Origin of the sequence: Caproiciproducens puteiluti, assembly GCF_052442865.1 — a bacterium.
Taxonomy (GTDB): domain Bacteria; phylum Bacillota; class Clostridia; order Oscillospirales; family Acutalibacteraceae; genus Caproiciproducens.
In genome coordinates, this window is sequence record NZ_CP194790.1 from 2,345,225 (window position 1) to 2,358,177 (window position 12,953).

General features: G+C 54.0%; 9 protein-coding genes. 4 read left to right on the plus strand and 5 right to left on the minus strand.

Annotation, left to right across the window (positions count from 1 at the left end; translation table 11 throughout):
- Positions 1-211 precede the first annotated feature (211 nt).
- The 3 genes from ACRQU7_RS11480 to ACRQU7_RS11490 all read left to right on the plus strand — a co-directional run bounded on the left by ACRQU7_RS11480 (position 212) and on the right by ACRQU7_RS11490 (position 4,198).
- Entirely contained in the window at positions 212-913 is a 702-nt protein-coding gene (locus ACRQU7_RS11480; RefSeq protein ID WP_444640971.1) for a response regulator transcription factor, read from the plus strand.
- On the plus strand, positions 888-2,921 hold the full coding sequence (locus tag ACRQU7_RS11485) for a histidine kinase dimerization/phospho-acceptor domain-containing protein (protein WP_444640973.1): 2,034 nt from the start codon (positions 888-890) through the stop codon (positions 2,919-2,921). The genes ACRQU7_RS11480 and ACRQU7_RS11485 overlap by 26 nt, the downstream gene beginning before the upstream one ends.
- Before the next feature lie 128 nt (positions 2,922-3,049).
- The gene (locus tag ACRQU7_RS11490) at positions 3,050-4,198 is read left to right on the plus strand and encodes an FtsW/RodA/SpoVE family cell cycle protein (RefSeq protein ID WP_444640975.1); all 1,149 of its coding nucleotides are present in this window, start codon (positions 3,050-3,052) and stop codon (positions 4,196-4,198) included.
- 67 nt (positions 4,199-4,265) lie between these two features.
- On the opposite strand, the gene ACRQU7_RS11495 is transcribed toward ACRQU7_RS11490, so the two are convergent.
- The 5 genes from ACRQU7_RS11495 to ACRQU7_RS11515 all read right to left on the minus strand — a co-directional run bounded on the left by ACRQU7_RS11495 (position 4,266) and on the right by ACRQU7_RS11515 (position 10,748).
- Positions 4,266-4,487 carry a DUF3006 domain-containing protein gene (locus ACRQU7_RS11495; protein WP_038324672.1) on the minus strand — a complete coding sequence of 74 codons (222 nt, stop codon included), beginning with the start codon at positions 4,485-4,487 and terminating at the stop codon, positions 4,266-4,268.
- A 24-nt stretch (positions 4,488-4,511) separates the two neighbouring features.
- Positions 4,512-5,435 (minus strand): ComEC/Rec2 family competence protein, encoded by a 924-nt coding sequence (locus ACRQU7_RS11500; RefSeq protein WP_444640977.1) that lies wholly within the window; start codon positions 5,433-5,435, stop codon positions 4,512-4,514.
- Positions 5,402-7,276 (minus strand): YgiQ family radical SAM protein, encoded by a 1,875-nt coding sequence (locus ACRQU7_RS11505; RefSeq protein ID WP_444640979.1) that lies wholly within the window; start codon positions 7,274-7,276, stop codon positions 5,402-5,404. Before ACRQU7_RS11505 ends, ACRQU7_RS11500 begins: the two co-directional genes overlap by 34 nt.
- Positions 7,277-7,281: 5 nt before the next feature.
- Positions 7,282-9,780, minus strand: coding sequence for a DNA translocase FtsK 4TM domain-containing protein (locus tag ACRQU7_RS11510; protein WP_444640981.1), 2,499 nt, complete (start codon positions 9,778-9,780; stop codon positions 7,282-7,284).
- A gap of 131 nt (positions 9,781-9,911) precedes the next feature.
- Positions 9,912-10,748, minus strand: a complete 837-nt coding sequence (locus ACRQU7_RS11515; protein ID WP_081928292.1) for an ATP-dependent Clp protease proteolytic subunit — start codon at positions 10,746-10,748, stop codon at positions 9,912-9,914.
- A 244-nt stretch (positions 10,749-10,992) separates the two neighbouring features.
- Between ACRQU7_RS11515 and ACRQU7_RS11520 the strand changes: the two genes are divergently transcribed.
- A complete protein-coding gene (locus ACRQU7_RS11520; protein ID WP_444640984.1) occupies positions 10,993-12,927 on the plus strand; it encodes an aconitate hydratase in 1,935 nt (644 codons plus the stop codon).
- The last annotated feature ends 26 nt before the right edge of the window (positions 12,928-12,953 follow it).

Consider the following 12,953-nt stretch of genomic DNA (forward strand, 5'->3'; position numbering starts at 1 on the left):
AAAATGAACAGGAAAGAATAATATTTCCTGATGAAACAGGCGGCGGAAGCATCGTTGCCAGGATATGTTATAATAAAAAGCAGCTCCACAGATCAAGAACCGGGTGCACCCGGGGGAATTAAAATCTTCAGTTTTTTGTAAGAAATCCATTCAGTTTTTTTTAAGAAATATGCGGTAAGCTATTGTTAAGGTTTTTGGGGGAGGAAATCAAATGGATAAAAAACAGATTCTGATTGTCGACGATGACCGTGAAATCGTCCGCGCAATCGCTATTTTGCTGGAAAAAGAGGGCTATTCGGCCCTGTGTGCCTATGACGGGCTGGAGGCCGTCGACGCCGCGATGAACAACGAAATTCATTTGATTTTGATCGATGTGATGATGCCGAGGCTGAACGGGCTTTCCGCGGTCATGAAAATCCGTGAAAAGCGCAATATCCCGATCATCGTGCTTTCGGCAAAAAGCGAGGACACCGATAAAATTCTCGGGCTCAGCATGGGTGCGGACGATTACGTGACAAAGCCGTTCAATCCCATGGAGCTTGTCGCGCGCGTCCGTTCCCAGCTCAGGCGCTACATCAGTCTGGGCGACATCAACGCGAATACGAACGCAAACGAAATCGTCAACGGCAGACTGAGCTACAGCACGGACGCGCGCATCCTGAAGGCGGACGGCGAGCCTGTCCGCCTGACGGCGACGGAAACTAAAATCGTCGACCTGCTGATGCGCAATCTGGGCAGGACCTTTCCCGCGGAGGAAATCTACCGCCGCGTATGGAACGAGCCCGCCTATTGTGTGGAAAATACCGTGATGGTACATATCCGCCGCATCCGGGAAAAAATCGAACTCAACCCAAAGGAACCCGAATATTTAAAGGTGGTGTGGGGCATTGGCTACAAAATCGAAAAAGTTTAAGCCGGTATTCAGCTGGCTCTGTTTTTTCTTCAGTATGGTGACGATTACGGTAACCCTGATCACAGGCGTTTTTTCCGCACAGATCATCAGCCCCGGAGATTCCTTCCTCCGCGAAGTGAAAGACGCTTTTGAGCCGGATTACCAGAACACGTTCCTATTCAGCAGCGGGATCGGATTCCGGCTGCAGAATATTCTGGCCACGTTAAAAGCAGGGGAAGAGGATAACTCCAAAATCTGGACGCTTTTAAATCAGGATGCAGGCAAAAACATCCTCTACTCGGCGGGAACAAAGGACAAACCAGCAATGCATACCAACGGGTACCCGAATCTGGATCTGGATACCGCACCGCTGCCGGACGGGTATAACTTCAAGCTGCACTTCGACGGCGAAAAGGTGACGATTACCAAGGACGGAAAAAATCTGGATATTTACGGGGACGGAGTTTACCGGCCTAACAAATCCATGTGGTATGTTCCGGGTTACACCAGCAACACGAACCTGAACGATTCCGACATTGAGAATTACCGCGTAACCATGTTTGTCCGCAGTGAGCTCATCGAGCCCGTCAGCGGCAGCAGCGTGCTGTCCTATATTCCCGATAACCAACGAAACAGAAAAACCGCTTTGTATGCCGCCGGGGCCTTTCTGGTGCTCGGCCTGATTGCCTTTGCCGTATATGTTCTGCTGAGGAAAGACAAAAAGCTGGCCGATCTGGCGCTGGCCCGCTTTACCGGCTGGTTCTGGTGGGAATTCAAAGCGCTGTGCGTCGTCGTACTGGTCTATCTGGACTTTCCTTTTATGACCGCAACCTGGAACAGCGACCGAATTCTATGGGGAATCTGTGCGGCGATTTCGCTGTTCTTCTATTATCTGGTTGTGAACGATATGCGTTACAACCGACCCTTCTATCGGCACAATATTTTTAACTCCATTTTAAGCAATTACAGAAGGTTTGAGTTTTCAAAGCCCTTCCAGCGACAGATGGTCCAACGGTTCTGGGCTCTGCTGGCGGCTGAAATCCTGCTGGTGCTGTTTGGTTTGACCGTAACGGCCGTCATTCATCCCAGTTCATTCTTCGTCATGGTCTTTCTGCTGCTGGTGCTTGCCGGGATGATTTATCTGATTTACCGGTATGTGCGCAGATTTCAGAACACCGTCTACGATATCGGGCTTCTGATACGCCATATTTCCCTTGTAAAAACCGGCGATCCTTCGGCGGTGGTCGAACTGCCCGCGGAAGCGGACCTGAAAAACGCTTCGCTGGAATTGAATGAGATCCAGTCCGGCATCGGTGAAGCGGTGGAGGAGCGCCTCAGAAGCGAACGGATGAAAATAGAGCTGATCACCAATGTGAGCCACGACCTGAAAACGCCGCTCACCTCCATTATCAGCTATATCGACCTGTTAAAGCAGGAAGAGAGTCTTCCCGACCATGTGAAGGATTATATCGAAGTCCTTGCCCAAAAATCCGACCGGCTGAAAAACATGGTGCAGGACATCTTTCAGGTGAGCAAGGCGACCAGCGGAAACATTGAGATGAATCCGGAAATTCTGGATTACGGCAAGCTGATCCTGCAGACGCTGGCGGATATGAACGAACAGGTGGAAGCCTCCGGCCTGCTATTAAAAATCGACGTTCCGGATACCCCCGCCATGATCCGGGCGGACGGAAAGCTCTTATACCGGGTGTTCCAGAATCTCATCGGCAACGCGCTGCAGTATTCGCTGGACGGCTCCCGTGTATTTATCACGCTGGAACAAACCGGGGAAGAAGCCTCCGCCTCGGTAAAGAACACCTCCCGCTTTGAGCTGGACGGCGACCGGGATATGACCGAACGCTTTGTAAGGGGCGACAGCTCGCGCACGACAAGCGGCAGCGGACTAGGGCTTTCCATTGCGCGCAGTTTTACGGAGGCCTGCGGGGGCAGGTTCGGAATCAGTGTCGACGCCGACCTCTTTTCGGCCAGAGCCGTCTTTCCGCTTGTCCAGCGGCCGGAAGAGCAGTGAAGAGTGCGACTGCTGTGAACATAAAAAGGAAAACCGATGCGTGCTTCTCGCCCGCGCCGGTTTTCCTTTATTATTCGCTTGCAGTTTTCGCGTTTCCATCATATAATAAGTAAATTAGAGGTGAAGTCATGCGAGGTTTGAAATCTTTTCTCAACTATTTAAAACGGGCGGACAAGCTGTATTGGACCGTCATGATTCTGATATCGGCGTACAGCCTCCTGCTGCTCAAAACCGTGCCCAACAGCGATTCGGGCAAGTCCTATTTTACTGTACAGCTGGTCGCCATTGTGATCGGCTATGTGGGCGCGATCCTGTTCACGCTGATCGATTACCGGGAAATCGCGAGCTATTGGTATATTGTGGCGGGATTTTGCCTTTTTTTAATTATTTATACGCAGATTTTCGGTATTGCGGTGAAAAGCAGCGGCGGCATTAACGCAAAAGCGTGGATTCAACTGCCGGGAACCACCTTTCAGCCCAGTGAACTGGTCAAAATCGGTTTTATCATTACATTTTCCAAACATGTATCGGAACTGAAAGAACGCGATCTGCTGAAATCCTTTCCGCAGGTCATCCTGCTGGCTCTCCATGCGATGATTCCGATCGTACTGGTCCATTTTCAGGGAGACGACGGCACCGCAGTCATCTTCTTCTGCATGTTTCTTGCCATGGCGTTTGGAGCCGGGGTCCAGTTCAGATACTTTGGAGCGGTTTTTGCGGCAATCGCGGTCGCTTTTCCGATCGCATGGGAGTATCTTCTACAGGATTATCAGAAAGACCGCTTTACCATTTTCCGCCATCCGGAAACGGACCCGCTGGACAAGGGCCTGCAGCAGATTCAGGGCAGGCTGTCCATCGGCAGCGGACAGCTGTGGGGACGCGGGCTGTTCAACAGCAATTCCCGTGTCAGCAAAGGCCTAGTACCCGTACAGCAGAGCGATTTTATTTTCTCGGTCGCGGGCGAGCAGCTCGGCTTTTTCGGCTGTATGCTGATTATGGTTCTTCTTCTGCTGCTCCTGCTGCGGACGCTCCGGATCGCGAGAAAATCCCCCGACTGTCTGGGCAGCAGCATCTGCTTCGGCTTCTTCGGCATGATCGCGGCGCAGGCACTGTTCAATTTAGGCATGTGCCTGAACCTTTTGCCGGTCATGGGCGTTACGCTCCCATTTTTCAGCGCGGGCGGTTCGTCCGCGGCCTGTCTGTATCTGGGGTTCGGGTTAGCGCAGAACGTGCATATGCACAGAATGAACACGGACAAAGTCACGCTCCGGCGATAGAGCGTCATGATAAAAAACACCGTCTGGCTGTTGTCCAGACGGTGTTTTTTATCATATCCCGTATTTTTTATTGAAAAAGTTTATCCTGCAGTTTTTTTGTTTTGGATCGCCTTTGCGCCGTCGCTTCCGCATTGACGCTGAGCGTCCCCTCGGCGTCGTCCACGTTCAGCACGTCGCCTTCCCGCGCGCCCTGCGGGAGCTCGGAGGTTTCAATGGCGAAGAATTTCTGATCCTTGTCCTCACAGATTGCGTAGGTTCCCTCAAAACGGTCTATGACCAGCATTTTCATTTTTCTATCCCCTCTTTATTATCATCAGCGCTCGGCTGCAAGCTTTATATTTTGCCCGTCGCTCATAAAAATAAGCGTTCCGCTGACATCGGTCCGGTAAACCGACGCGCCGGCGGACAACAGTCTTTTCAGTACTTCCCGTTTCGGAAGCCCGTTGGAATCGTCGGCAACGGAAATCGCCGCCCATTTCGGCTTTACGGCGTTCAGCAGAGCGTCCGTTGTGGAGGTACTGCTGCCGTGGTGGCCGACCTTCAGAACATCGGCGGAAAGGTCTTCCCCGCCTGCGATCAAATCGGATTCCTCTTCTTTTTCCGCGTCTCCCATCAGCAGAAACCGCGTTTTTCCATAGGTCAGCTTCAGGACGATGGAATTGTTATTGGTGCTTCCGCCCTGCCGAACAGGGGCAAGAACCTCTATTTTCATACCGCCGAGAGAGAAAGTCTCTCCGGGCCGGGGAACAACCGTGGCAATCTGTTTGTCGTTCAGCGCTTTCTGCGCGGCAAGATATTCCTCGCTGGAGGGAATCAGGTCCTTCGGGATATCGGGCGCAAAATATTTTTTGACGGGATAACGCCCGATCAGGTACGCAAGACCGCCGATATGGTCCTCATCGGGGTGCGTGTTGACCATATACTCCAGTTCCTTCACGCCCCGGCGGTCAAGATATTCCGCCACCGGTTCCCCGCAATCGACAGTCCCGCCGTCCACGAGCATCGCTTTCCCCTCGCACTCAATCAAGATGCTGTCGGCTTTTCCGACCTCCAGCACATGGAGGGACATCGGGCTGGAATCCGCCGCCGCGGAAAAATCGCTCAGTCCGAAAAAGGAAAAAATCCGGTGCCAGGAGACTGCTGCCCCAAACGGCAGCAATGAAACAACGAGCCCCATCGCCAGAAACAGTGAAATGGTGATTTTCAGCGCCTTTTTACTGCTTTTTTGCTGCTCCATCTGCCCTGCTTCTCTCTTTTTTGAACTTGGGCTGCACGCTGCATGGCAGGGCTGGGAGGGACAAGACACACGCCGCCCGTACCGATCAGGTCGCTGCGGCCCGCGGCTTTCAGCGCCGCAATCACCAGGTCCCTGTTCTTTGGATTAAAATACTGCAGAAGCGCCCGCTGCATCGCCTTTTCCCGGTCGGTGCGGGGAATATAGACTTCTTTCGTCGTATAAGGATCGAGCCCGGTATAAAACATGCAGGTGGAAATGGTGCCGGGCGTGGGATAAAAATCCTGCACCTGCTCCGGACGAAGGTGCTCGCGCTTTAGAAACAGGGCGAGCGAAACCGCGTCTTTCAGAGTGCTGCCTGGGTGGGAGGACATCAGGTATGGAACAAGATACTGCTCCTTGCCCTCCTCCTTACAGAATTGATAATACTTTTTTTCAAATTTCAAAAAAGATTCAATATGCGGCTTGCCCATACAGTCAAGGACCTCCGGAGTACAGTGCTCCGGCGCAACCTTCAGCTGTCCGCTGACATGGTATTTGACCAGTTCCTTAAAAAAGGCGTCGTCCTTGTCTTCAATCAAATAATCAAAGCGGATGCCGGAACGGATAAACACGCGTTTGACCTTCGGCAGGGCGCGCAGCCTGCGCAGAATATCGAGGTATTCGCTGTGGTCCACCTTGAGCAGAGGACATGGCTTCGGTGCAAGGCATTTTTTGCCGCCCGCGCAGAGCCCCAGCTTTTCCTGCTTGTCGCAGGAAGGGTGACGGAAATTGGCGGTCGGACCGCCGACATCGTGGATATATCCTTTAAAATTCGGGCTTTCCGTCAGTTTTTTCGCTTCGCGCAGGATGGACTCCTCGCTGCGGGTGGTGATGGAACGGCCCTGATGGAACGCGATCGAACAGAAATTGCAGGCGCCAAAACAGCCGCGGTTGTGCGTAATGGAGAACTCCACCTCCTGAATGGCCGGAACCCCGCCCATGCTCTCGTAGCACGGGTGATAGGTGCGCATATACGGCAGCTCATAAACGGCGTCGAGCTCTTTTTGCTTTAAAGGCGGCATCGGCGGGTTTTGAACCAGTATTTTGCCGCCGTGGCGCTGAATGACTCTGCGTCCCCGCACGGCGTCCTGCTCATCCTGCTGTTTGCGGCAGGAAACGGCGTACTCTCTTTTATTCTGACAGACCTGCTCAAAGCTGGGACAGTCGACCGCCGGAACGGGCCGGTATTCCTTTGTGGGAACCGCATAGCAGGTGCCGCGGATATCGGTGATCGTACTGATCGGCTCGCCGGAAAACAGGCGGCGGGCAATTTCGACTGTCTGGCTTTCGCCCATGCCGTAGGTCAGCAAATCCGCCCCGGAGTCCAAAAGAATCGACGGGCGGATTTTGTCGTCCCAGTAATCGTAATGCGCGAAACGGCGGAGGGAGGCTTCCAGCCCGCCGATAACGATCGGCGAATCCGGATAGATCTCCCTGATTTTCTTCGTGTAGACAATAACGGCGCGGTCGGGCCGGAGACCGGTTCTGTTCCCCGGCGAATAGGCGTCTTCTTTGCGCCTGCGGCGCGCCACGGTGTAATGGGCGACCATGGAATCAATGTTTCCCGAGTTGACCAGAAAGCCGTATTTCGGCTTGCCGAAGCGGGTAAAGTCCCGGTCGGTGCGCCAGTCCGGCTGCGCCAGAATGGCCACCCGGTAGCCAAACTGCTCCAGCACACGCGAGACGATCGCGGTGCCGAAGGTGGGATGGTCAACGTAGGCGTCGCCGGTTACAACGACGAAATCCGGCGCGTCCCAGCCAAGAGCATTTATTTCTTCTTTTGTAATGGGTAAAAAAGGCATTCCGCTTATTCTTCACTTTCTTTTTGATCTGCCTGCTGCATGGTCATTTCCAGCCACTGCTGGTATGTAATGAGCACCTGACGCGGCTTGGAGCCTTCGTGCGGGCCTACAATGCCCATCTGCTCCATCTCGTCGACCAGACGGCCGGCACGGGCATACCCGAGGCGCAGACGTCGCTGGAGCAGAGAAGTCGAAGCCTGTCCCGCTTCCACAACGCATTTGACCGCTTCCGGCATCATGGGGTCGGTATCGCCGTTCACGCCGCTGTCGCCTCCGCTGTCCTTTTCGGCTACGGCGTTTTTCTCGATCTCTTCGGCAATATTTTTATCATATCCCGCTTCCTGCGACTTCTTTACGAAATTCACGACGGATTCAATTTCGCTGTCGCTGACAAAGCAGCCCTGGATTCTGGTGGGCTTCTGCGAGCCGACGGGCGAAAACAGCATATCCCCGCGCCCCAAAAGCTTTTCCGCGCCGCCCATGTCCAGAATGGTTCTGGAATCCACCTGGGAGGAAACGGAGAACGCAATACGGCTTGGGATATTCGCCTTGATAATTCCGGTGATGACGTCGACGGAGGGACGCTGTGTGGCAATCAGCAGATGCATGCCCGCGGCACGCGCCATCTGCGCCAGACGGCAGATGGAATCCTCCACCTCGTTGGGGGCGGCCATCATCAGGTCGGCAAGCTCGTCGATGATGATGACGATCTGTGGCAGGTGCGGCATGGGCTGCCCGTTTTCATCCTGAAAGCCGTTGCTTTCCGCCAGTGCGTTGTATCCGCCAAGGTCACGCACATTGTTCGCGGCGAAGGTCTTGTACCGCTTGAGCATTTCCGTAACGGCCCATCCCAAAGCGCCCGCTGCCTTGCGGGGATCGGTGACGACCGGAACCAGAAGCTGCGGAATCCCGTTGTAAATGCCCAGTTCCACCACCTTCGGGTCTATCATCAGAAATTTGACTTCTTCCGGAGTGGATTTATACAGAAGGCTGACGATAAACGAGTTGATGCACACGGATTTTCCGGAACCCGTGGCGCCCGCAATCAGAAGATGGGGCATCTTGCCCAGATCCGCCGTTGCGACCGCGCCGGCGATGTCGCGCCCGAGCACGACGGTCAGGCGGCTTTTCGCCGCGCCGAAGCTGTTGGACTCAATCAGCTCGCGCATTCTGACAACGCTGACCTTCTTGTTCGGGACCTCTATCCCGACGGCGGCCTTGCCCGGAATCGGCGCTTCGATACGCACGCCGGACGCGGCGAGGTTCATGGCGATATCGTCGGACAGATTCGTGATTTTACTGATTTTCACACCCGCGGCGGGCTGCAGCTCGTAACGGGTGACGGCGGGGCCGCGGCTGATATCCACGATTTTTGTCTGGACCCCGAAGCTCTTCAGCGTCTGCACCAGCATCTGCCCGTTCAGCTTCAGTTCCTCGGTCACATCCTGCTCGCTCAGTTCCTTTGTGGTTTCCAGCATGGTGACCGGCGGGAAGTGGTAGGTGCCGTCCTGCGGCGGCTCGTCGGTAAACATGGTCATCTGCACGCCGGTTGGTTCGGGTGTTTTTTGCGTTTCCGGCTGCGGCGAAACGGCCTGACGGGCGGCATAAGCGGCGGCGGCCGCTGCGGAGCCGGTTTTATCCGCGGACGGCGGAACCGGAGCCGCGGGCTGCTCTATCTTTTCCACTACAGGCTCTTTGACCCCGAACACCTTTTCCAGCTGTTCGAGCTTCTTGTTTTTCTGCTGTTTATCCTTGGACTGAACGGCACGCTTCGCCATATCCTCGCGGTCAAGCGCAATATCGATGTTGGAATTGGCCTGACGGGCGCGTTCCACCGCCCGCTGTTCCTGTGCGCTGCTGAAACTGGCAGCCATCATGTCGGCCGGTTTTGTCACCGCCCGGAACAATTGGACAAGGCTGGTCCCGGTCAAAATCATAACCGCTACGAAAAGAGACAGAATAATAACGATCTTTGCCCCGGTCGAACCGAGCGCCGCGACGAACGGGATTCCGATCAGGCCGCTGAACAGCCCGGCACCGGACCTTTGGATACCCAGGGTATAAAGATCCTTGAGCCTGTCCCAGTACGAGGTAATGGGCGTATTGTTCTGATCGGTAAAAATATAGACAGCAGCGCAAAACAGCGCAATAATGACGATCATAAAAATAACTTTACTTCCCAGCCGGTTTTTCTGGCGCTCAAAAGCCGTTACGAGCGATATGTAGCAGAGAAGAATCGGCCAGATGATCGCGCAGCTTCCAAAAAGGCCCAGAAGCGCGTTGTGGCACCACAGCCAGATGTGGTCGCCCCCGATCAGCACAAGGCAGACCATCAGAATGGACATGGCAAACACCACAATCGCGTTGATCTGATTGCGCTGCCTGATATACTCGGCATCCTTTTCCGCCCTTGTTTTTCTTCCGCCGGCAAGGTGCTGTGCCTTCGGCTTGCTCCGTGTGCGGGGCGCCGCTTTCTTATTCGTATTTGTTCTTTGAGTTGCCACCTTATAATCACCTTATATTTTTATTTTAATTTGTTCCGTGTTCCGGTCATTCGTTATATGTAACTTACGATGAAGAATGATTCGGGAAACGCGTTCCTGAAAGCTTCCCTTTTCATTCTCCATCAGATGTTTTATACGCTGCGGCTTTTGGCAGCGGTCTTTGCCGTTTTGGGCTCCGGCTTTTTTGCCCCCGCCCTGGCGGTTCTTGCGCCGGACTTTTTTTGCTGCGCTTTCTTTTTGTCTATCATATCGTAGAGGCAGTCGATGGCGTCGGAAAGGCTTCCGAGCGAATCGATCAGGCCCTCACTGACGGCGTCGTTTCCGTCCAGGACCGACCCCACGTCCATAACCAGCTCCTGCGTGTTCATGGAAAGCTCGTGGAACCGTTCGGGGGAAATGTGAGAATTCTGCGTGACGAACCGCGTAATGCGCTCCTGCATCCGCTGGAAATACTCAAGGGTCTGCGGAACGCCGAGCAGCATGCCGTTCATACGCACCGGATGAATGGTCATCGTCGCGCTCGGGGCGATGAAAGAATGCTTGGCGGCAACCGCCAGCGGTACGCCGATGGAATGGCCGCCGCCCAGCACGAGCGACACGGTCGGCTTTTTCATACCCGCAACCAGCTCCGCAAGGGCAAGTCCGGCTTCCACGTCGCCGCCGACGGTGTTCAAGATGATCAGAAGCCCGTCTATGGTGGGCTCTTCCTCAATCGCGACAAGCTGCGGAATCACATGCTCGTACTTGGTCGTCTTGTTTTGCGAAGGCAGAATATAATGTCCTTCGATCTGACCAATGATCGTCAGGCAGTGAATCAGATGTTTGCCGTTGCCGGTGATCACCGAACCGGTGTCGATGATCTGGTCGGTCTGCTTTTCGTTTTTCTCGGCTTTATCGTCATCATTGGCCCGCTTTATATAATCCTGGTCTTCTTTCTGGCCTTTTGCTTTTTGGTCTTTATGGCTCATTGATAATCCCTCCTACCGCTTTATTGTGCCGTAAGAAGGGTGTTCTCATACACGGAAATGTACAAGTTTGAAATATCAATATTATGATTATATCATCTGTTGTGATATTCATCAAGAAAATAAAGCGTCAAAATAGAACGCTTTGGCAGAAAGTGATTGGATAGATTGACAATTTTGCTTTTTTATTGGATAATGGTTATATATTTAACTATGTTGGGAATTCGAATTGGAAGGAAGCTTGATAATGAGTTTGACTTTGGCACAAAAAATCATAAAAACCCATCTTCTAAGCGGCGAAATGACGCCAGGCAGCGATATCGGTTTAAAAATAGACCAGACGCTGACGCAGGATGCCACCGGAACCATGGCCTACCTGGAATTCGAGGCTATGGGCGTCCCGCGCGTAAAAACAGAGCGCTCTGTCGCTTATATCGACCACAATACCCTGCAGACCGGTTTTGAAAACGCGGACGACCACCGGTACATTCAGACGGTCACCAGGAAACACGGAATTTATTTTTCAAGACCCGGCAACGGGATCTGCCACCAGGTCCATCTGGAGCGCTTCGGCGTTCCCGGAAAAACGCTGATCGGCTCGGACAGCCACACTCCCACCGGCGGCGGAATCGGCATGCTCGCCATGGGCGCCGGCGGGCTTGACGTTGCGGTTGCCATGGGCAGCGGCGAATATTACATCCCCATGCCGAAAATGCTGCGTATCAATCTGACCGGAAAGCTTTCTCCATGGGTTTCCGCCAAAGATATTATCTTAGAGGTCCTGCGCATTCTGTCCGTAAAGGGCGGCGTGGGCAAGATCGTGGAATACGGCGGCGAAGGAATCGCGGCGCTGAGCGTGCCGGAGCGCGCGACCATCACCAACATGGGTGCTGAGCTGGGCGCAACCACCTCCATCTTCCCTTCCGACGAAGTAACCCTTGCGTTTTTGAAAGCACAGGGCCGTGAAAAGGACTGGGTGGAACTGAAGCCCGACGCCGACGCAAAATACGATGAAACCATCGGAATCAACCTGTCCGAACTGAAACCGATGGCGGCCTGTCCCCACAGTCCGGACGCGGTAAAAACCGTGGACGAGATCGGCCCCATCAAAGTGGATCAGGTCTGTATCGGGTCCTGTACCAATTCCTCTTATCGCGACATGATGCGGATCGCTTCCATACTGAAAGGAAAGACGGTCCACCCCGATGTGAGCCTTTCGATTGCCCCCGGCTCCAAGCAGGTTTACAATATGCTTGCGCAGAGCGGCGCGCTTGCCGATCTGATTTCCGCCGGAGCGCGGATTCTGGAATGCGCCTGCGGCCCCTGCATCGGAATGGGACAATCCCCGAACTCCGGCGGCATTTCGCTGAGGACCTTCAACCGCAACTTTGAGGGACGTTCCGGCACGGCCGACGCCCAAATCTACCTTGTCAGCCCGGAAACCGCCGCGGCTTCCGCCATCAACGGCGTTCTGACCGATCCCCGGACGCTGGGCGAGGAGGCTCCCATAGAGCAGCCAGAAAAATTCCTGATCAACGACAATATGATCATCCCCCCCGCCAGTGAGGAGGAAGCGGAAAACGTGGAAGTCCTGCGCGGGCCGAATATCAAGGAAGTCCCCACCACCACCGCCCTTCCCCGGGACATTGCCGCAAAAGCCCTGCTGAAGGTCGGCGACAACATTACGACCGACCACATTATGCCGGCGGGGGCAAAAATTCTTCCGTACCGTTCCAACATTCCCCACCTTTCCAACTTCTGTTTCACCGTCTGCGACAAGGAATTCCCGGAGCGCTGCCGCCAATACGGCAAAGGCATCATTGTAGGCGGTTCCAACTATGGGCAGGGTTCGTCCCGTGAACACGCCGTTCTGGTCCCGCTGTATCTTGGAATCAAAGCGGTGATCGCAAAGAGCTTTGCACGGATCCACTGCGCCAATCTGGCGAACGGAGGCATCCTTCCGCTCGTATTCAAAAACGAGAAGGATTACAACGGAATCGACCAGATGGACGAACTGGAGCTGCCGGATATCCGCGCCACCGTTGAAAATGGCGGAACCGTTCTTGTAAAAAACCTGACAAAGGGCACCTCCTTTGAAGCAGACGCCATTTTGAGCGACCGTCAGAGAAAGATCGTTCTTGCGGGCGGCCTGCTGAGCTACATCAAAGAACAGAACAGCTGATACAAAATACAACGTACTTGCAGAAC